Below are 19,991 nucleotides of genomic sequence, written 5' to 3'. Positions count from 1 at the left end.
GCTATTTAGCCTGCTCGCTTGAAGGTTTTGCGGACGCCCACCACAGATCGGGCGCACCGACGCCGATATATTTCGGCAGATTGGCGGGATGGCCGAACACATCCCAATAGGCCACGCGATGTGAGGCCGCATACCATTGCGGCACCCAGTAGCGCCCGGCACGGATGACACGATCCAGCGCTCGCGCCGCGAAAACCAGCTTGGGCCGCGTATCGGCGGCGATGACTTCGTTCATCAGGGCATCGACGACAGGATCGGAAATGCCGGCTAGATTGTTCGACCCCTTGGTGGCTGCCGACTGCATCGAGAAGAACGAACGCAGGGAATCGCCGGGAATGGTGGAAAAGCTGAAACGTTCGATGGCTGAGTCGAAGTCGAAATCGTCGCGGCGTGCGCGGAATTGCACGGGATCGACAAGGCGTACACTGGCCTCGATACCCAGCGTGCCGAGATTCTTGATATAGGGCATGTGATGCGCCTGGAAAGCAGGCTCATCGAGCAGAAACTCGATCTTGAACGGCTCACCCTGCGCCGTCATGCGCTTGCCGTCCTTCATTGCGCAACCTGCGTCGTTCAGGAGCTGGATGGCCTTGCGCAGCAGCGCACGGTCCTGACCTGATCCATCCGATGTCGGTGGCAGATAGGGCGCTCCGAAAACCTCGGCCGGCACCTTGTCGCGGAATGGCTCCAGCAATGCGATCTCTTCCGGCGACGGCGCGCCGGTCGCCATCAGGTCAGAGTTCTGGAACGGCGACACCGTGCGCACATAGGCGCCATACATGATGGTCTTGTTGGTCCATTCGAAATCGAATGCATTGCCCAGCGCCTCGCGCACGCGCGGATCCTTGAACTTGGCGCGGCGTGTGTTGAGGAACCAGCCCTGCGCACCGGACGGTGTGTCGTCGGGCAGCATCTCCTGCTTGACCCGGCCATCCTTCACCGCCGGGAAATCGTAACGCGTGTTCCAGATGCGCGAGGTGAACTCCTCGCGATACAGATAATTGCGACCGGTGAAACCTTCGAAGGCCACGTCGCGGTCGCGATAGAAATCGAACCGCACTGTATCGAAATTATAGCTGCCGCGATTGACCGGAAGGTCCGCGGCCCACCAGTCCTTCACACGGTCGAATTCGATATAGCGCCCGACCTCGAAGCGGCCGACCTTGTAGGGACCGCTGCCGAGCGGCGCCTCCAGCGAGGACTCGTCGAATGCGCGCTTGTCGTAATAGGCCTGCGAGAAGATCGGCATGCCTGCAACGAACAACGGCACGTCGCGGCCGCGCTTCTCGGCAAATGTCACCACCAGCGTCAGGTCGTCCGCAGCCTCGGCCTTGACCATGTCACGCATCTGCTGCGTGATGATGGGATGGCCCTTGGTCTTGAGAGCCGTCAACGAGAATGCCGCGTCACGTGCAGTGAGTTTGCTGCCGTCGTGGAAGCGCGCTTCCGGTCGCAGCGTAAAACGATAAGTCAGACCATCGGCAGAGATCTGCACGGACTTCGCCACCAGCCCGTACATCGCGTCTGGCTCGTCGCCCGCACGCACCATCAGCGGGGCGAAGGTCATACCCATGCCCTGCGCGCCGTCGCCCTTCAGAACATAGGCGTTCAGCGAATTGAAGGTCTGGAACGACTGGTTGAATGCACGGCTCGACGGCACCGTCGAGAAGGCGCCGCCCTTCGGCGCCTTGACGTTGACGTAGTCGAAATTCGGAAAATCGGCCGGGTATTTCAGATCGCCAAAGGCGGAGATGCCGTGGGCTTCGCTCGGCGCTTGCGCCAAAGCGGGGCTGAAGCGTGACGCCGCGATAGCGCCGATCCCGAGACCCAGCACGTGCCGACGATTGAGCTGCGCCATGCGCGATGTGCTCCTCAAGAGCGCTTGCCGATCTTGGCGGCCTTGTCGACGTCGTACCACCAGATGGCGGGGAAACCCGACTGCCCGTATTTCGGCGGCTCAGGCGGACGACCGAAGCGATCCCAGCGCGCCGTGCGGACCTTGTTGTAGGTCCATTGCGGCACCACGAAGTTGTTCCACAGCAGCACGCGATCCAGCGCCTTGGTCGCAGCGACGAGATCGTTGCGGTCCTTGGTGAAGATCACGCGATCGATCAGCTTGTCGATCGCAGGATTCTTGATGCCGACGATATTGCGGGAGCCGGCCATATCGGCGGCTTGCGAACCCCAGAATTCACGCTGCTCGTTACCGGGCGACAGCGACTCCGGCCAGGACGACACGACGATGTCAAAATCCCAGGTCCGCAGCCGGTTCTCATATTGCGTGGCATCGATGGTGCGGACCGACACGCCGATGCCGAGACGTTCGAGCGATGGCTTGAAGAACAGCATCACGCGCTCGAAGGAGGGATCTTCGCCGAGCAATTCCAGCTCAAACGGCGCACCGGTCTTGGCATTGACCAGTTTGCGATCACGGACTTCGTAGCCCGCTTCCTTGAACAGTTGTAGCGCTTCGCGAAGATTGCCGCGCACATTTTCAGCACTGCCACCGACCGGATTCGTATAGGGCTTGGTGAAAACCTCCGGCGGCACTTCGGCACGCACCGTCTCCAGAATCTCCAGCTCCTTGCCTTCCGGCAGGCCTGACGATGCCAGTTCGGTGCCGTCGAAATAGCTGGAGATGCGCTTGTACTGGCCGAAGAAGATCTGCTTATTCATCTCCTCGAAGTCGAACGCATAATTCAGCGCGCGACGGACGCGCGGATCCTTGAACTTATCGCGGCGAATGTTGAGCGCGAAGCCCTGCATGATGCCCGACGAGCGATTGAGGAATTCCTCGAGAACAACGCGCTTCTCGGCCACCGCCGGAAAGTCATAGGCCGTCGCCCAGTTCTTCGCGCTATTTTCGGTGCGCCAATCCACCTGGTCGCCCTTGAAGGCTTCGAGCGCAACGGTACCGTCGCGGAAATATTCGTAGCGCAGCTCGTCGAAATTATTGCGACCGACATTCACGTTGAGGTCGCGCCCCCAATAGTCCTTCACACGCTCCACCGACACCGAACGGCCCGGCACGAAATCCCTGATGCGATAGGCGGCACTGCCGAGCGGCACTTCCAGCGTCGTGCTACCGATGTCGCGCTTGGCGCCGGAAGCGTTCGTGCCCTCCCACCAATGCTTGGGCAACACCGTGAGCTGGCCGACGATCTGCGGCAATTCGCGATTGCCGGGCGCATCGAAGGTGAACTTGATTTCGCGCTCGCCGACCTTCTCTGCCTTCACCACATGGCGGTAATAGGCAGAATATTGCGGGTGATATTTCTTGAACGACTCCAGCGAGAAGATCACATCCTCCGGGGTCACCGGCTTGCCATCATGCCACCTGGCATTCGCACGCAACCGATAGGACACCCAGGAGTAATCCTCGGGATGGCTGACGGCTTCCGCGAGCAGGCCATATTCAGTCGAGACCTCGTCCAGCGATCCTGTCGTAAGGGACTCGTAGATCAGTCCGACTGCACCGGCGATGTTGCCCTTCACGCCGGCCACCGCGATGTTGAAATTGTCGAAGGTGCCGATGGCGATCTGGCGGACGGTGCCGCCCTTGGGAGCTTCCGGATTGACGTAGTCGAAGCGCTTGAACTCCGCCGGATACTTGATCTCCCCGAACAGGGACAGCGCATGGCGCCATTCTGCACCTTTTGCCGCAGACTGGGCACTTGCTGCATCGATGACGGAGAGGCTGCCCGTACCACCGATGACAGGGGCAAGTGCGGCGAAGGCGCTGGTCTGGAGAAGGCGGCGTCGGGAAATCGTCAATGTGCTGAATCCTGTGAACCGAAGCAGTCTATTAGAACGGTCATATAAGGCGAGGGTTCGACCAATTATGCCGGCTTTTCCGCAGGATACCACCCGTCACGCTGGTTGCATCCTAACGCGTTGCGGCCAAACGTCCCGCTTAAGCTTTGGTAATGCAGATACGAAAACGGCCAGGCTGAGCCTGGCCGTTTAATCGATGATAAATTACCAAGGAACAGCGTTACGACACCGTCCTCATTTCGCTGCAGTGGGCAGCGGCACCGGCTTATCGGCGAGAGTTGCCAGATAGGCGATCACGTCGGCGCGCTCGCTATCCTTTTGAATGCCGGCGAAGCCCATGGCCGTGCCCGGCACGGTGCCCTTCGGATTGGCGATGAACTTGTTCAGCTCCTCGAAGGTCCAGGTGCCGCCCTTGGCCTTCATGCCCGCCGAGAAGTTGAACCCGGCCTTGCCTTCGCCCACCTTCTCATTGACGACGCCGAACAGGTTCGGGCCAACGCGGTTCGGGCCGCCCTTTTCGAAAGTATGGCAGGCGGCGCACTTCTTGGCTGCGGTTGAGCCCTTCTCGACCGAAGCGGTCTGCAGCAGCTTTTCGATCGGTTCGGACGGCGCTGCAGCAGCCTTGGCACCACCGGCAGCCTCTTCCTTCACGGCAATATCAAAGCCGGGCTTTTCCATATGCTTCGGTGAAAACACGGCCTGGGCGGTGAAATTCGTCACCATCAGAACCAGGCAGGTGCCGAGAATGGCGCCCATAATCTTGTTGAGTTCGAAGGAGTCCATAGTCGAAAAGCCCCACGCCGTTTTAGGTCATTGGAAGGCCGCTCCAACGGCCTCGACACACTCAGGAATCACGTTCCTGCGGCCCTCGGGCCTGCCGTTTTGAGATAACGGTTTGCCCATCCTCTGGCAACCCGTATAAACGCCGCGCCCTTTGATGTGCATCATACTTTTCGGGGGGAAGATCACTGGAATCCAAGCCGATTTTGACATGACAGACACACGCACCCTGGTGCTCATTCCCGCCCGCATGGCCGCGACCCGCCTGCCCGGCAAGCCGCTGCTCGATATTGGCGGGCTGCCGATGATCGTGCATGTGGCGCGACGCGCCAAAGAGGCCGGTCTGGGCCGTGTCGCCATCGCCACCGATACGGCCGACATCGCGGACGCCGTTAAAGCCCACGGTTTCGAGGCGGTCATGACCTCCCCGGACCATCCATCAGGGTCCGACCGGATATTTGAGGCCCTGTGCAAACTGGACCCGGCCGGACACGTCCAGACCATCGTCAACGTCCAGGGCGACCTCCCCACTATTCCGCCGGGCGACATTAGCGCCGCGGTCCGCCTGCTCGACAACCCCGCGGTCGACATCGCGACCCTGGCGACCGAGATCCACAAGGATGACGAACATACCAATCCGAGCGTGGTGAAGCTGATCGGCTCGCCAGCCGGGCCTGACCGGCTGCGTGCGCTGTATTTCACTCGCGCCACGGCGCCCTATGGCGACGGGCCCCGCTACCATCACATCGGGCTTTATGCCTATCGGCGCGCCGCACTCGAGGCCTTCGTCAAACTCGCCCCCTCCACGCTGGAGCTCCGCGAAAAGCTCGAACAGCTGCGCGCGCTCGAAGCCGGCATGCGGATCGACGCCGCCATCGTCGATAGCGTCCCGCTGGGCGTCGATACGCCCGCGGATCTCGAAACCGCCCGCCGGCTACTGGCAAAAACCTGAGTGACTGATACAAGGCCCGCCATGACCATTCCCAAAAATCAGATCATGAAGATCGCATTCCAGGGCGAGCCCGGCGCCAATTCCCATATCGCCATTGTCGAGGCGTTTCCGAATGCCGAGCCGCTGCCCTGCGCCACTTTCGAGGATGCGCTGGCCGCGATCACCTCGGGCGAGGCCGATCTAGGCATGATTCCGATCGAGAACTCGATCGCCGGCCGCGTCGCCGACATCCACCATCTGCTGCCGCAGTCAGGCCTGCATATCGTCGGTGAGTGGTTTCTGCCCATTCACCACCAGATGATGGCGCTGCCCGGTGCGAAGCTCACCGACATCAAGACGGTGGAAAGCCACGTCCACGCGCTCGGCCAGTGCCGCCGCATCATCCGCAAGCTGGGGATCAAGGCCATCGTCGCCGCCGATACCGCCGGCTCGGCCCGCGCGATTGCCGAACGCGGCGACAAGAGCTGCGCCTCGCTGGCCTCGCGGCTCGCGGCAGATATCTACGGGCTCGAAATTCTCGCCGAGGACGTCGAGGACGAGGATCACAACACCACGCGTTTCGTCATCCTTTCCAAAGACGCCAAATGGGCGCCGCAGGGCTCCGAACCGCTGGTCACCAGTTTTGTTTTCCGCGTCCGCAACCTTCCTGCGGCGCTCTACAAGGCACTCGGCGGCTTCGCTACCAACGGCGTCAACATGACCAAGCTGGAAAGCTACATGGTCGACGGCGAGTTCTTCGCCACGCAGTTCTACGCCGATGTCGACGGTCATCCGGATGACCGCAACCTCGCTTTCGCACTCGAAGAACTGAAGTTCTTCTCACGCGAATTCAGGATCGTCGGCGTCTATCCGGCGCACCCTTTCCGCGCGACCTTCGGCGAACCGACCTCGTAACCAGCAAGTTCAGGACGACGCCGGCCGGACGTGATCGGTCAGCGCATGCGTCGCCGCCATAGGCGAACCGGGCAGAAATAGCTGAACCGGACGGATTTCATAGACCGCAGTCGGATTGACGCGGCGCAGATCGCGCGCGGTTGCGACGGCGTCCTCACGGGTCGCACAATCGACCACATAGAAGCCGAGCAACTGCTCCTTGGTCTCAGCAAAGGGGCCGTCGATGACCACGCCAGCGCCGGGTCCGCGCAGGGTGAATGCACCCTTAGTGCCGCCCAGCCGCGCAGCCGGCCCCATCCGGCCGTCGGCCGTCAGCTTCTCGTGAAGCTCATGAAGATTGGCCATCACCGCAGTGTCTTCGTCGGCCGTCCACGACACGACGACGTCTTCGACGTGATAGGCCAGGATTGCATAGAGCATAGGTTTTACCTCGTGTGGTGACGGCGCCGATCCAAGGACGTTTCGGTAGTCCCGATCCCGACATTGCCTTTCGAAACTTTACGACGCCTCGCAAATTGACGCATCCACCGCAACCAACTCGACGATATTGCCGTCCGGATCGGTGACGTAAATGGAGCGCCAGCCGATCCATCGGTGTTCGTAGGTGTTCGGCTTGAAACCCGCCTTCGTCAGGGCATCGAGAGCAGGCTGATAGTCCGATAACGCAATCTCCAGCGCAAGGTGATGCAGAGTGGGTGCCCGCAAATCGGGAGCAGACCATTTCGTGTCGTCACGATTGGACGGCTGATCGGCCCTGAAAAGACCGATAATCCGGTGATGGCCTTCAAAGCCATCTTCCACTTTGAGAAATACAATCCGATCGTCGAAGGCGCGCAGCACACTGAGGCCAAGGACATCTCGATAGAAACTGACCGCGCGCGGCATATCGCTGACACGCAGAACAACTTCGCCAAGGCCACGCGGTGTTACCAGAGGCGCCATCATCCCCTCCCATTGTCGCGGCGCTCGCAAAGCTCGCTGCGCCTAGGCTGCTGCTCTCTGCAATTGAAATACATCCGCCAACAGATCATAGGACCGCTTCCGCGCCTCATGATCATACATCGCGGTAATGACCATCAACTCATCGGCCTGGCATTCGCTAATGAGCGGCTGCAGCTTTTCCATGACTGTCGACGGGCTGCCGACGAACAGTCGCGAACGGTTGCGTGCGACCTTCATCTTCTCGCTGTCGCTATAGGGATAGGCCAGCGCCTCCTCTACGCTTGGCAGCGGCGCATATTCGCCGCGGTCGCGGCGCAGGCGATTGAGATCGGCTGACGAGGCCAGCCGCTCGGCCTCGGCATCCGTCTCCGCACAAATCACTGCGACGGCGAGAATCGCATGCGGCACCTGTCGCCAGCCGGATGATTTGAAGCGCGCGCGGTAATGCACCATCGCATCCGCCGCATCATGGGATGCGAAATGATGCGCGAAAGCGAAGCCCATGCCAACCTGCGCGGCCAGATCCGAACTGTAGTCGCTGGAGCCGAGCAGCCAGAGTGGCGGCAGCGGGACGTCATTGGGCATCGCCACGACGTTGTTATAGGGATGATCTGCCGGGAATTGCCGCGTCTCCCACAGTACCAGTTCGCTCAGCCGCTCGAGGAAATCATCGCCCTCGCGGCCGGCAAGACGGTTGCGCAACGCATAAGCTGTGGCACCATCGGTCCCCGGCGCACGGCCAAGGCCGAGATCGATCCGGCCGGGAAACAGCGCCTCCAGCATCTTGAAGCGCTCGGCCACCATCAGCGGCGCATGGTTCGGCAACATCACGCCGCCGGAGCCGACGCGGATATGCTGCGTTACCGCCGCGATCTGCCCGATCATGATCTCCGGCGCCGGACTCGCGACCGATGCCAAATTGTGGTGCTCGGCCAGCCAGTAGCGGACATAGCCGAGGCGATCGGCATGTTTGGCCAGATCGATGCTGTTGCGGAGCGCGCCCGCGGGCGGCGTGCCTGACGTGACGACCGAGAGGTCGAGAATGGACAATGGGATCATGGCGCCAAGCTAGTGCCTGCGCCGGAGAGGGCAAAGAGCGTTTTGGGCCACCGACGCCTCCCCCAAACGCCGACGGCAACGAGGGCCGGCACTCGTGGGACAAATTCCGATATAAGAATAATTACACGACATTTGCCCACATACACCGTCCATAGATCGAAGTGGCTACATTGGCTATTTAAAGCCATATTCTGGTAGTTTTGCGGGAAACCGGCGCTGCCCACTTATATTCCAACGAGGGAAATTACGCGGAGATATCTGCCCTTAGTTGGGCCAATTCCCACCCTAAAACCGCTCCAGATGGGCTATTTCAGTCACCGACCATAGCCTATCTTTGTGCAGTGCAGCCAAAGTCCCCGGGCTTGGCGCCAGAGACAACCGGTACCGCTTCATGCGGTGGAGTTCGACGCGATGACCGAGATCAACCCGGCCACCCCCACCAAGCTTCCCAATATCTCCTTCGAGTTCTTCCCGCCGAAGACCGAGGAGATGGACCGCACCCTGTGGGACACCATTGAGCGCCTGGCGCCGCTGAACCCGTCCTTCGTGTCGGTGACCTATGGCGCCGGTGGGTCGACCCGCGAGCGCACCCACGCCACCATCGTCCGTCTGCTCAAGGAGACCGCCCTCACCCCGGCGGCGCATCTGACCTGCGTCGGCGCGCCGAAAAGCGAAATCGACGATGTCGTGACCCGCTATCATGAGGCGGGCGTCCGCCACATCGTGGCCCTGCGCGGCGATCCGACCACGGGCATCGGTACGGAATATATACCTCACCCCGACGGTTACAAGACCTCCGCCGATCTGGTCGCCAGCATCCGCAACCGCTATCCCGATATCGACGTCACCGTCTCCGCCTATCCGGAGAAGCATCCCGAGAGCGCCGACTTCGATGCTGACATCGATACGCTAAAGGCGAAAGTCGATGCCGGCGCGACTCGCGCCATCACCCAGGTGTTCTTCGATAACGACCTGTATTTCCGCTACCTCGACAAGGTCCGCGCCCGCGGCATCGATATCCCGGTGCTGCCCGGCATCATGCCGATGCATAATTTCAAGCAGGCGAGAGCCTTCGTCACCCGTGCTGGCACCACAGTGCCCGACTGGCTCGCCGCCAAGTTCGACGGCCTCGATAACGACGCCGAGACACGCAAACTGGTAGCCACCACCGTGGCCGCCGGCCAGGTGCAGAAGCTCGCCAAGCAGGGCGTCTCCGATTTCCATTTCTACACGATGAACCGCGCCGATCTCGTTTTCGCCATTAGTCACCTGTTGGGCTTCCGGCCGAACGGCGCGCAGAAAGCTGCCTGATCTCATGTCCGTACCCGTTTCGCCGAAGCGTACCGAACTGCTTGCCGCCGCTGCCGAGCGCATTCTCGTGCTCGACGGTGCCATGGGCACTATGATCCAGGGCCTGCAATTCGACGAGGCCGCATTCCGCGGTGAGCGCTACAAGAATTTCCACCGCGACCTCCGCGGCAACAACGACCTGTTGATCCTGACGCAGGCCGACGCCATCGAGGACATCCACGCGCAATATCTGCGCGCCGGTGCCGACATCGTCGCCACCAACACCTTCTCCTCGACCTCGATCGCGCAGGCCGATTACGACCTGCAGGACATCGCCTATGAGATGAGCCGCGAAGGCGCGCGCCTCGCCAAGAACGCCGCGATCACCGTCGCTGCCGAGGACGGCAAGCCGCGCTTCGTCGCCGGCGCCATCGGCCCGACCAACCGCACCGCCTCGATCTCGCCGGATGTCGCCAATCCCGGCTATCGTGCGGTGACCTTCGACGATCTGCGCATCGCCTATAGCGAGCAGATCAACGGTTTGCTTGACGGCGGCGCCGACTTGCTGCTGGTCGAAACCATCTTCGACACGCTGAACGCCAAGGCGGCGCTCTATGCCATTGCCGAAATCTGCGAGGCGCGCGGCATCGACGTGCCGGTGATGATCTCCGGAACCATCACCGACAAGTCCGGACGCCTGCTGTCCGGCCAGATGCCCGAAGCGTTCTGGAATTCGGTGAAGCACGCCAGGCCCGCGACCATCGGCTTCAACTGCGCGCTCGGCGCCGAAGACCTGCGCGCGCATATCGCCGATATCGGCCGCGTCGCCGATACCCTCGTCTGCGCCTATCCGAATGCCGGCCTGCCCAACGAATTCGGCCAGTATGACGAGAGCCCCGAATTTATGGCGGGGCTGATCGGCGAATTCGCCGCCAGCGGCCTCGTCAATGTGGTCGGCGGCTGCTGCGGCACCACGCCGGACCATATCGCGGCCATCGCCAAGGCCGTCGCGCCGCACAAGCCGCGCGTTGTACCGGAGATCGCACCGCTCCTGCGCCTGTCAGGTCTGGAGCCATTCGAACTGACGTCGGCGATTCCCTTCGTGAATGTCGGCGAGCGCACCAACGTCACGGGCTCCGCGAAATTCCGCAAGCTGATCACCGCCGGCGACTACACCGCCGCGCTGCAGGTGGCGCGCGACCAGGTCGAGAACGGCGCACAAGTCATCGACGTCAATATGGACGAAGGCCTGCTGGATTCCGAGGCGGCGATGGTCGAGTTCCTCCATCTCGTCGCCTCCGAGCCGGACATCGCCCGCGTCCCGGTGATGGTCGACTCGTCGAAATTCAACGTCATCGAAGCCGGCCTGAAATGCGTTCAGGGCAAGCCGATCGTCAATTCGATCTCGATGAAGGAAGGCGTGGAGAAGTTCATCCATGAGGCCAAGATCGCGCAGCGCCATGGCGCCGCCGTGGTCGTGATGGCCTTCGACGAGGTCGGCCAGGCCGACACATTCGCGCGCAAGACCGAGATCTGCAAACGCGCTTACGACATTCTGGTGGGTGAGCTGAACTTCCCGCCGGAAGACATCATCTTCGATCCGAACATCTTCGCCATCGCGACCGGCCTCGAAGAGCACAACAATTACGGCGTCGACTTCATCGAAGCAACACGCTGGATCCGCCAGAACCTGCCGCATGCGCATATTTCCGGCGGCGTCTCCAACTTGTCCTTCTCGTTCCGCGGCAACGAGCCGGTGCGCGAGGCGATGCATTCGGTGTTCCTGTATCACGCCATCAAGGCGGGCATGGACATGGGCATCGTCAATGCCGGCCAGATGATCGTCTATGACGACATCGATCCCGAGCTGCGCCAGGTCTGCGAGGACGTCATCCTCAACCGCGATCCCGGCGCCTCCGAACGGCTGCTCGAACTCGCCGAAAAATTCCGCGGCCAGACCAAGCAGGCCAAGGAACAGGATCTCACCTGGCGCGAATGGCCGGTGGAGAAGCGGCTGAGCCACGCGCTGGTGCACGGCATCACCCAATATATCGACGAGGACACCGAAGCCGCGCGCCTGACCGTGGCGCGCCCGCTGCATGTCATCGAGGGCCCACTGATGGCCGGCATGAATATCGTCGGCGACCTGTTCGGCGACGGAAAGATGTTCCTGCCGCAGGTGGTGAAGTCGGCCCGCGTGATGAAGCAGGCGGTGGCTTACCTGATGCCGTTCATGGAGCAGGAGAAGGCCGACAATCTCGCCGCAGGTATCACCGGCGATGGCCGCAAGAATGCCGGCAAGATCGTGCTCGCCACGGTGAAGGGCGACGTTCACGACATCGGCAAGAACATTGTCGGCATCGTGCTCCAGTGCAACAATTTCGAGGTCATCGATCTCGGCGTCATGGTGCCGGCCTCGAAGATCATCGATACCGCCAAGGCCGAAGGCGCCGACATTATCGGTCTGTCCGGCCTGATCACGCCGTCATTGGACGAGATGACGTTCCTGGCCGGCGAGATGGAACGGCAGGGTCTGAAAATGCCGCTGCTGATCGGCGGCGCGACGACCAGCCGCGTGCATACCGCGGTGAAGATCGATCCGAACTACCGCGCCGGCGCCGTGGTGCATGTCAACGATGCCAGCCGCGCCGTGGGCGTCGCCTCGTCGCTGCTGTCGCCTGAGAAGAGCGTCGCCTATGCGGCCGAGGTGCGCGCCGATTATGCGAAGATCTCCGCGGCGCATTTCCGCGCCCAGCAGGACAAGAAGCGGCTGTCGCTCATCGCAGCGCGCGCCAATGCGCATGTCGCGGACTTCAGCAAGACGGTGCGCAAGCCGACCTTCCTGGGCATCCGGACCTTCAGCGATTATTCGCTCGAAGAGCTTGCTGCCTATATCGACTGGACGCCGTTCTTCCAGACCTGGGAACTGTCCGGCCGTTTCCCCGGCATCCTCACCGACAGCGTGGTCGGCGAAGTCGCGACGTCGCTCTATGCCGATGCGCAGAAGATGCTCAAGCAGATCGTCGAGGAGAAGTGGTTCACGGCGAAGGCAACCATCGGCTTCTGGCCGGCCAATGCCGTGGGCGACGATATCCGCCTCTATGCGGATGACACCCGCTCAACCGAGATTGCGACGCTCTACACGTTGCGCCAGCAGCTCGAGAAGCGCGAGGGTCGCTTCAACGCCGCGCTCTCCGACTTCATCGCGCCGAAGACCTCGAATGTGCCGGATTATATCGGCGGCTTCGTCGTCACCGCGGGCATCGGCGAGGATATTATCGCCGATCGCTTCAAGAACGCCAATGACGACTACTCGTCGATCCTGTGCAAGGCACTGGCCGACCGTCTCGCCGAAGCCTTTGCAGAACGCATGCATGAGCGCGTGCGCAAGGAGTTCTGGGCCTATGCGCCGGACGAGAACATCTCGACCGACGATCTGATCCTTGAAAAGTATCAAGGCATCCGCCCTGCTCCCGGCTATCCCGCACAACCCGATCACACCGAGAAGGCGACGATCTTCAAATTGCTCGATGCGGAGAACACTGCGGGCGTAACACTCACCGAAAGCTACGCCATGTGGCCGGGCTCGTCGGTGTCCGGGCTCTATTTCAGCCATCCCGAGAGCTATTATTTCGGCGTCGGCAAGATCGAGCGCGATCAGGTCGAGGAATATGCCGCGCGCAAGAACATGAGCGTGGCCGAGGTGGAACGTTGGCTGGCGCCGGTGCTGAACTACATTCCGGGTGCCGGTGCCGAGCCTGCGCCGGTCGCCGTACCCGCGCCTGCCAATGACGAACTCGCGACCCATCCGCCGGGATGTAACTGCGCGGTGCATCTGATGTATCGCGGCAAGAAGGTCGGAGCGAAGTAGCGCTTTGCAAGTCGCAGGATGTGCTTGTCAAACAGCCACGCTCTCGCATTCTCGCGGCGCTTGCGCGTCCGAGGTGTGAGCAGTCCCCCTCAAACGATGAGGGGCGGCAGCGCGCCTGACGACGCGAAATGGTGGTAATTTTCGCGATCCGCTCCGCCGGAACGCCGGCAAGCTGCAACCGCGCAACGCCATCCGGCGCGCCACCGCGGCGATTTCTGTCCCCGGGACCGTTCTTCCGGGCAAAGGCGCAGAGCTCCGCACTCCGCTGATCCCGACGGTTTCCCGCCGTTCACCAATGCCACGTCCAGCCAGCATCAGTGGCAGACCCCCGTAGTGGGGCCGGACGGTGACCCAAGGCCTCCCGAGTGCGCAGGGTACGTCACCCCACACCCGCAGGCGCCGCATCCCAGTCCCACTTCAAGACGCCTCTAGAAGCGCCCCTCGCGAACGGGATAAAAGGCATATAGACCCATATAGGATTTTCGTCAATAGAGCGCGAGGGATTATTTTCTCTCTACCACTGCCGCGACGAATTCCGGTCCCGGCAAAGTTATCGTTTCAATCCCGTGGCGACGGAACGATCAGGAAGGCCGCAGCTTGTCGTATGCGCAATATTTGCTTTTGGAGGGTTGAAATGAAACGTACCATGATCGCGACGGCAGCCGCGGCACTCCTGGGTCTGGGCCTGATGCTTCCAGCGAACGCCATGCCGGTCGGTGGGCTTGCACCTGCGAGCACCGCCAGCGACATCATCCAGATTCGTGGCCATGGCGGCGGACATCACGGCATGCACCGCGGCGGGCGTGGACATCATTACGGCTGGGGCCGCGGACGCGGCCATCATTATGGCTGGTCGCGCGGACGGCATCGCGGCTGGCGCTAACAACCAACAACAGGCACGGTCAGCCTGACATGACCATTATAGGAGCCGCCCGCACAGGCGGCTCTTTCTGTTTGGTGAGCAAGCTTTCAATCTTTCCCCGGATCGCTCGCCAATACGCCCTTCACTGCCTGCGCCCAGCCCTTCAGTTTTCGTGTCCGTGTGGCTTCGCTCATGGCCGGCTTGAAGCGGTGTTCGAGCCGCCAGTTGTCGGCGAATTTGGCAGGCTCCGGAAATACGCCGGCCGTGAGACCGGCGAGATAGGCAGCACCCAGCGCGGTGGTTTCCTGGATCATCGGGCGATCGACTGGTGCATTCAGGAGATCGGCGAGACGCTGCATGGTCCAGTCCGATGCGGTCATGCCGCCATCGACGCGCAGCACGACAGTCGCAGCGGAGACATCGGGCCAGTCAGCACGCATCGCCGCGTAGAGATCGCGCGTCTGATAGCAGACGCTTTCCAGCGCGGCATGGGCGAGTTCGGCCGGGCCGGTGTTGCGCGTCAGTCCGAACAGCGCTCCGCGCACATCGGGATTCCAGTAAGGCGCGCCGAGGCCAACGAAAGCCGGAACCAGATAGACCGACTGCGAGGAATCGTTCTGATCCGCGAGCGGCCCGCTTTCGGCAGCGCTCTTGATGATGCCGAGCCCGTCGCGCAGCCACTGCACGGCGGAGCCGGCAACGAAGATCGAACCTTCCAGCGCATAGGTGCGCACGCCGTTGAGTTGATACGCCACGGTTGTGAGCAGCTTGTTCTTCGATTGCACCGGCGTCGTGCCGGTGTTGAGCAGCGCAAAACAGCCGGTGCCATAAGTCGACTTGATCATGCCGGGCGCGAAACAGGCCTGCCCGATGGTTGCTGCCTGCTGATCCCCGGCAATACCGCCGATCATGATCGTGCCACCAAACAGATCGGTGCTGCCGAAATCGGACGATGAATCCTGCACCCTGGGCAGCATCGCCTTGGGCACGCGCAGCAGCTTGAGCAGCTCATCGTCCCATTCACCGGTGTGGATGTTGAAGAGCTGCGTGCGCGAGGCATTGGTGGCGTCGGTGGCATGCACCTTCCCCGCCGTCAGCCGCCACAGCAGATAGCAATCGACAGTGCCGAACAACAATTCGCCGCGCTCGGCGCGGTCGCGCGCGCCAGGGACATGATCGAGAATCCACGCCACTTTGGTGCCGGAGAAATACGGGTCGATGATCAGACCTGTCTTTTGCGTGATCAACGGCTCATGGCCGTCGGCCTTCATCTGGGCGCAGATCTCCGCGGTGCGGCGGTCCTGCCAGACGATGGCACGGTGCACGGCCTGCCCGGTGACGCGATCCCACACCACCACGGTCTCGCGCTGATTGGTGATGCCGATCGCGGCAATATCCTTCGCGGTAACGTCGGCCTTCTTCATCGCCTCGCGGCAAACGGCCAGCGTCGAGGTCCAGATATCCTCCGGCTCATGCTCGACCCAGCCGGAGGCCGGGAAATGCTGCGGGAATTCCTGCTGCGCGGAGGCCGCGATCGAGATGTCGGCGCGAAAGATCATCGCGCGCGAGGATGTGGTGCCCTGATCGATGGCCATCACGAAAGACATGACGTTTCTTCCCGAAAGATTGTGGTCGCGTTATGTTGGGAGGCGCAGGCAACCGGATTAGCGCGGGCGCGTCAAGCGGCAGCGCCGGCGGTCAGGTCGCCGAGTCGATCATCATGACCAGAGCGGACGCGACCATCGCCAGTTCGCGCGGCAGCGTCTCGCGGGCCCGCCGCACCATGCCCTCGCCCAGCCGGCCGAAGAAACGTGCCCAGCGCTGTGTGCGCCAATACAGCGAATTCTCGACAGTGACTGAGCGCAACTTGAACGCCTTGCCGGTGGCCCAGGCGTCGCATTCCAGCTTCAACGGATCGGCGTAATATTGCGCGATCTTGCTCGCGCCCATGCCTGAAGTCGCGAGCCAGTTCGGGATATGCACGCTGCAGAGCTGCGCCACATCGGTGAACACCTTGTCGGTGCCGGTGCCGCTGCCCGGGCACGGCGAGGCAAAGGCATCGCCCACCAGCACGACACCGGGCTGGACCACGTTGTCGCTCTCATAGAGATCGATGGGGCGGATCCTGATATCGCCGGATATCTTGTAGTCGCCGATCAGCGCACGCAGTTTCGGCAGGCAGGCATCCAATGCTGCCTCCGGCGTGCGCCGCATCTGGCGAATCCAGGGATCGTCGGTCTCGCGATAGACGAACAGGTTGCCGCGCATGGTCTTGCCAATGGGAAACAGCGTGACATAGGCGGTGCGATGAACCGTCGTTTCCGCGAAATAAGTGAGCGCCGGAAAGGCAAAACGTTCACGGCTGACGGGCGCGATATCGAAACCCACCGAGATCGAATGATTGGCCGAGATGACCGGGCGGCCGATATTGAGCTGATTGCGCAGGCTGACACTGGCGCCGTTGGCGAGCACAACGAGACGCGCGGAAATCTCCTCGCCATTGGACAGGCCGATGGTCTGACGGTCATCCGATGTGGCGATCGACGTCGCCTTGGCGTGAATGGTCTCGACAGATGACGGGATCTGGCCACGCACGGTATTGACCAGCGTGTCGTAGAGAAAGCCGTGCTGCTGACTGGGGCGCTTGTCGATCACGCGGCCGAAACGCGCGATCCAGATCTCGTCGTCATGGGTGGCGGCACCGAGCACCGCATCGACGAGACCCGTCTTGCGGAGCCGCTCGAGCTGGACGCCGCCGCTGATCTTCTCGCAGCGGAGTTCGGGCGGATGGACCTGATGCGGCTCGATCAGGATTGCAGACACACCGGCGCGACCGAGCATCGCCGCAGCCGTCGACCCGGCGAGGCCGCCACCAATGATCGCGATATCCGTCTGCCGGGAACTCTCCAGCTGCGGCTATCCGTGCGCCCTAAGTGTTAAAAAACGGGAAAGGATTGAGGCAGGCGGTGGGGAGTTACCGCGGGAGAATTGTTTCGAGCGACTTCACGTGCCGTAGTCGGGACGGAGCGCAGCATTCACGTCCGTCATTCCGGGGCGCGGCCGGCGCGAGCCGGACGCGAACCCGGAATCCCTGAGTGGCTTGGCTCGACGGAGACTCCGATGTCGAGATTCCCCGCCATTCCAAGTGGAATGGCTGAGGTTCGCGATCGCCTAACGGCGCTCGCGCCCTCAGCCGCTCCAATTGGAGCGGCGGGGAATGACGAACGTGGGTCGGGCGATACTTACACGGACGCCGTCGTCACGCCGCCATCGATAACGATGGTCTGGCCGGTCATGAAGGTGGAGGAATCCGAGCCGAGATAGGCGACGGCGCCGGCGATCTCGTGGGGCTCGCCGATCCGGCGCAGCGGCGTGGTCGCGGTGCGGCGCTTGAGATTGGCCTCGTCTTCCCACAGCGCCTTAGCGAAATCCGTCTTCACCAGCCCAGGCGCGATGCAGTTGACGCGCACGCCCTTCGGTCCCCATTCGCCGGCGAGGCTGCGACACAGGGAGAAGTCGGCAGCCTTGGAGATGCCGTAGGCGCCAATCACCGTGGACCCGCGCAGACCGCCGATGGATGAGATGATGACCACCGAGCCCTTGCCGCGCTCGGCCATGGCCGGGATCGCCTTGGCGCAGAGCCAGATGTTGCTCTTGACGTTGGATCCCATGATCTTGTCGAAGGCTTCATCGGCGATATCGAGCAGCGGACCGTAATAGGGATTCACTGCGGCGTTGCAGACGAGAATGTCGATCGGGCCGTAGTGTTTCACGGTGCCGTCGATCAAAGCTTCGACCTCGTCGCGGCGCGAGATGTTGCAGGGAATGACATGGGCATCACCGCCACTGGCCTTGATGCCATCGACCACAGCCTGACAGGCATCGGCCTTGCGGCTGGAGACGACGACCTTGGCGCCGAGTTGCGCCAGCAGTTCCGCGGAGGCCTTGCCGATGCCGCGGCTGGACCCGGTGATGACGGCGACCTTACCGGTGAGATCGAATGGATTTTTCACGGGCGGTCTCCTTGTTGTTGATTGATTTTAGCGACGGCGCATTCCTTCTCCCCGCATGCGGGGAGAAGGTGGCTCGAATGCGCGTAGCGCGTTCGAGTCGGATGAGGGGGACTCTCCACGAGTTCATGAGCGCGTGGAGAGTCCCCCTCACCCGGATTGCTTCGCAATCCGACCTCTCCCCGCAAGCGGGGAGAGGTTAAGAGCAGAGTTACTCCGTGATCCCGCCCGCCTGCGCGACGCGGCGGAGGTGATAATCGGCGTCGCCGAACTGCTGCTCGATCATGGTCAGCCGCTTGAAGTAGTGGCCGATCTTGTACTCCATGGTCACGCCGACGCCGCCATGCAGCTGCACGCCGCCCTGGCCGACGAAGCGCGCGGAACGGCCGATCTGCACCTTGGCAGCGGCGACCGTCTTGGTGCGTTCGTCGAGATCGGTGAAGCTTGATGCCATCGAGGCCAGGAACGACATGCTGCGCGCGGTCTCCAGCGCGGTGAACATGTCGGCCGCACGGTGCTGCAGCGCCTGGAACGAGCCGATGGCGACGCCGAACTGCTTGCGCTCCTTGATGTATTCGACGGAGATCTTCAGCGCTTCTTCCATCGCGCCGACCGCTTCGGCGCACAGTGCGATGCGCGCGTCATCGACGACCTGATTGACGATCGACAAGCCATCCTCGGCATTGCCGATCGCGGCGTCAGCGCCGACTTCGACATTGTTCAGCTTGATATCGGCGGCGCGGCTGCCGTCCTGCGTCTCATAGCCCTTGATGTCGACGCCCTTGGCATTGGCGGGCACCAGGAACACGCCGACGCCCTTGGCGTCGCGCTGGCCACCGGCGGTGCGCGCGGTGACGATCAGCGTATCGGCAGTATCGCCGTGACCGACGACGAACTTCTCGCCGGACAACGTGTAGCCCGAACCGCTCTTCTTGGCCGACGTCTTGATGTCCCCGAGGTCATAGCGTGAATCACGCTCGACCTGTGCGAAAGCCATGGTCTTGGAGCCGTCGATGATCCCGGGCAGATGCGCAGCACGCTGCTCCGCCGAGGCGCGGCGCAGGAAACCGCCGCCGAGCACCACCGTGTCGAGATAGGGCTCGACCACGAGATTACGGCCCAGCGCTTCCATCACGATCATGGTCTCGATCGGACCGGCGCCGAAGCCGCCATCGTCCTCGGAGAACGGCAGGCCGAGCAGGCCCTGTTCGGCAAACTTGCCCCAGACGTCGCGGCTCCAGCCACCCTTCTCGGCGCGATACTTCTTGCGAGCCTCGAATTCGTAGGACGATTTCAGCAGGCCGTCGACGCTGTCCTTGAGGAGGCGTTGCTCCTCCGACAAATCAAAATCCATGGTCTTTCTCTCTCGGATCGCGCGTAACGCGCGTGTGAATGTGTTTAAGCTCCCTAACCTCTCCCCGCTTGCGGGGAGAGGTTAGGGCGAGCGAAGCGGAGCCTTCGGGTAAGGGGGACTATCCGCGGGCCCCGAGCCGGCGGAGGCTCCCCCTCATCCGTCGCGGACTACGTCCGCGCCACCTTCTCCCCGCGCGCGGGGAG

15 protein-coding genes are annotated in these 19,991 nt (G+C 62.2%); 5 read left to right on the top strand and 10 right to left on the bottom strand.

What is annotated here, in order from left to right; all coding sequences use genetic code 11:
* Nucleotide 1: 1 nt before the first annotated feature.
* From AB8A50_RS28075 to AB8A50_RS28065, 3 genes are all read right to left on the bottom strand, one after another.
* Entirely contained in the window at nucleotides 2-1,858 is a 1,857-nt protein-coding gene (locus AB8A50_RS28075; protein WP_439079637.1) for an extracellular solute-binding protein, read from the bottom strand.
* 14 nt (nucleotides 1,859-1,872) lie between these two features.
* Nucleotides 1,873-3,774 carry an extracellular solute-binding protein gene (locus tag AB8A50_RS28070; protein WP_439073909.1) on the bottom strand — a complete coding sequence of 634 codons (1,902 nt, stop codon included), beginning with the start codon at nucleotides 3,772-3,774 and terminating at the stop codon, nucleotides 1,873-1,875.
* A gap of 234 nt (nucleotides 3,775-4,008) precedes the next feature.
* Complete coding sequence (locus tag AB8A50_RS28065) at nucleotides 4,009-4,557, bottom strand: c-type cytochrome (RefSeq protein ID WP_068736206.1); 549 nt, start codon at nucleotides 4,555-4,557, stop codon at nucleotides 4,009-4,011.
* A 208-nt stretch (nucleotides 4,558-4,765) separates the two neighbouring features.
* Here AB8A50_RS28065 and AB8A50_RS28060 point away from each other — a divergent pair, with 208 nt between their 5' ends.
* Together AB8A50_RS28060 and AB8A50_RS28055 are read left to right on the top strand one after the other, a co-directional pair.
* On the top strand, nucleotides 4,766-5,506 hold the full coding sequence (locus tag AB8A50_RS28060) for a 3-deoxy-manno-octulosonate cytidylyltransferase (RefSeq protein ID WP_439073910.1): 741 nt from the start codon (nucleotides 4,766-4,768) through the stop codon (nucleotides 5,504-5,506).
* A 45-nt stretch (nucleotides 5,507-5,551) separates the two neighbouring features.
* Nucleotides 5,552-6,400, top strand: coding sequence for a prephenate dehydratase (locus AB8A50_RS28055; protein WP_068736325.1), 849 nt, complete (start codon nucleotides 5,552-5,554; stop codon nucleotides 6,398-6,400).
* A gap of 9 nt (nucleotides 6,401-6,409) precedes the next feature.
* Here AB8A50_RS28055 and AB8A50_RS28050 read toward each other — a convergent pair whose 3' ends face one another.
* From AB8A50_RS28050 to AB8A50_RS28040, 3 genes are all read right to left on the bottom strand, one after another.
* Nucleotides 6,410-6,820, bottom strand: a complete 411-nt coding sequence (locus tag AB8A50_RS28050) for a YciI family protein (RefSeq protein WP_093759237.1) — start codon at nucleotides 6,818-6,820, stop codon at nucleotides 6,410-6,412.
* A 78-nt stretch (nucleotides 6,821-6,898) separates the two neighbouring features.
* On the bottom strand, nucleotides 6,899-7,342 hold the full coding sequence (locus tag AB8A50_RS28045; RefSeq protein ID WP_170849736.1) for a VOC family protein: 444 nt from the start codon (nucleotides 7,340-7,342) through the stop codon (nucleotides 6,899-6,901).
* A 42-nt stretch (nucleotides 7,343-7,384) separates the two neighbouring features.
* Nucleotides 7,385-8,401, bottom strand: coding sequence for an LLM class flavin-dependent oxidoreductase (locus AB8A50_RS28040; RefSeq protein WP_439073911.1), 1,017 nt, complete (start codon nucleotides 8,399-8,401; stop codon nucleotides 7,385-7,387).
* 411 nt (nucleotides 8,402-8,812) lie between these two features.
* Between AB8A50_RS28040 and metF the strand changes: the two genes are divergently transcribed.
* The 3 genes from metF to AB8A50_RS28025 all read left to right on the top strand — a co-directional run bounded on the left by metF (nucleotide 8,813) and on the right by AB8A50_RS28025 (nucleotide 14,445).
* The gene (gene metF, locus AB8A50_RS28035; RefSeq protein WP_175365661.1) at nucleotides 8,813-9,712 is read left to right on the top strand and encodes a methylenetetrahydrofolate reductase [NAD(P)H]; all 900 of its coding nucleotides are present in this window, start codon (nucleotides 8,813-8,815) and stop codon (nucleotides 9,710-9,712) included.
* Nucleotides 9,713-9,716: 4 nt separating this feature from the next.
* A complete protein-coding gene (gene metH / locus AB8A50_RS28030) occupies nucleotides 9,717-13,562 on the top strand; it encodes a methionine synthase (RefSeq protein ID WP_439079636.1) in 3,846 nt (1,281 codons plus the stop codon).
* Nucleotides 13,563-14,196: 634 nt separating this feature from the next.
* Entirely contained in the window at nucleotides 14,197-14,445 is a 249-nt protein-coding gene (locus tag AB8A50_RS28025) for a hypothetical protein (protein ID WP_089261574.1), read from the top strand.
* 86 nt (nucleotides 14,446-14,531) lie between these two features.
* On the opposite strand, the gene glpK is transcribed toward AB8A50_RS28025, so the two are convergent.
* The 4 genes from glpK to pimD form a co-directional block, all read right to left on the bottom strand.
* Nucleotides 14,532-16,031 carry a glycerol kinase GlpK gene (gene glpK, locus AB8A50_RS28020; RefSeq protein WP_439079635.1) on the bottom strand — a complete coding sequence of 500 codons (1,500 nt, stop codon included), beginning with the start codon at nucleotides 16,029-16,031 and terminating at the stop codon, nucleotides 14,532-14,534.
* 91 nt (nucleotides 16,032-16,122) lie between these two features.
* A complete protein-coding gene (locus AB8A50_RS28015) occupies nucleotides 16,123-17,304 on the bottom strand; it encodes an FAD-dependent oxidoreductase (protein WP_439080048.1) in 1,182 nt (393 codons plus the stop codon).
* Nucleotides 17,305-17,666: 362 nt separating this feature from the next.
* Complete coding sequence (locus AB8A50_RS28010) at nucleotides 17,667-18,437, bottom strand: SDR family NAD(P)-dependent oxidoreductase (RefSeq protein ID WP_309947373.1); 771 nt, start codon at nucleotides 18,435-18,437, stop codon at nucleotides 17,667-17,669.
* 208 nt (nucleotides 18,438-18,645) lie between these two features.
* The gene (pimD, locus tag AB8A50_RS28005; protein WP_089261584.1) at nucleotides 18,646-19,788 is read right to left on the bottom strand and encodes a pimeloyl-CoA dehydrogenase small subunit; all 1,143 of its coding nucleotides are present in this window, start codon (nucleotides 19,786-19,788) and stop codon (nucleotides 18,646-18,648) included.
* Between the last annotated feature and the right edge of the window lie 203 nt (nucleotides 19,789-19,991).

Origin of the sequence: Tardiphaga sp. 841_E9_N1_2 (assembly GCF_051811065.1) — a bacterium.
In the GTDB taxonomy this organism is placed as follows: domain Bacteria; phylum Pseudomonadota; class Alphaproteobacteria; order Rhizobiales; family Xanthobacteraceae; genus Tardiphaga; species Tardiphaga robiniae.
The sequence above is the reverse complement of the archived record's forward strand: the minus strand, read 5'-3'. Positions and strand labels throughout refer to the sequence as shown.

What these genes read in the sequence shown, in the direction of transcription:
- AB8A50_RS28075 (WP_439079637.1), bottom strand. Translation starts at nt 1,858, where the DNA reads ATGGCGCAGCTCAATCGTCGGCACGTGCTGGGTCTCGGGATCGGCGCT.
- AB8A50_RS28065 (WP_068736206.1), bottom strand. Translation starts at nt 4,557, where the DNA reads ATGGACTCCTTCGAACTCAACAAGATTATGGGCGCCATTCTCGGCACC.
- AB8A50_RS28060 (WP_439073910.1), top strand. Translation starts at nt 4,766, where the DNA reads ATGACAGACACACGCACCCTGGTGCTCATTCCCGCCCGCATGGCCGCG.
- AB8A50_RS28055 (WP_068736325.1), top strand. Translation starts at nt 5,552, where the DNA reads ATGAAGATCGCATTCCAGGGCGAGCCCGGCGCCAATTCCCATATCGCC.
- AB8A50_RS28050 (WP_093759237.1), bottom strand. Translation starts at nt 6,820, where the DNA reads ATGCTCTATGCAATCCTGGCCTATCACGTCGAAGACGTCGTCGTGTCG.
- AB8A50_RS28045 (WP_170849736.1), bottom strand. Translation starts at nt 7,342, where the DNA reads ATGGCGCCTCTGGTAACACCGCGTGGCCTTGGCGAAGTTGTTCTGCGT.
- AB8A50_RS28040 (WP_439073911.1), bottom strand. Translation starts at nt 8,401, where the DNA reads ATGATCCCATTGTCCATTCTCGACCTCTCGGTCGTCACGTCAGGCACG.
- metF (WP_175365661.1), top strand. Translation starts at nt 8,813, where the DNA reads ATGACCGAGATCAACCCGGCCACCCCCACCAAGCTTCCCAATATCTCC.
- metH (WP_439079636.1), top strand. Translation starts at nt 9,717, where the DNA reads ATGTCCGTACCCGTTTCGCCGAAGCGTACCGAACTGCTTGCCGCCGCT.
- AB8A50_RS28025 (WP_089261574.1), top strand. Translation starts at nt 14,197, where the DNA reads ATGAAACGTACCATGATCGCGACGGCAGCCGCGGCACTCCTGGGTCTG.
- glpK (WP_439079635.1), bottom strand. Translation starts at nt 16,031, where the DNA reads ATGTCTTTCGTGATGGCCATCGATCAGGGCACCACATCCTCGCGCGCG.
- pimD (WP_089261584.1), bottom strand. Translation starts at nt 19,788, where the DNA reads ATGGATTTTGATTTGTCGGAGGAGCAACGCCTCCTCAAGGACAGCGTC.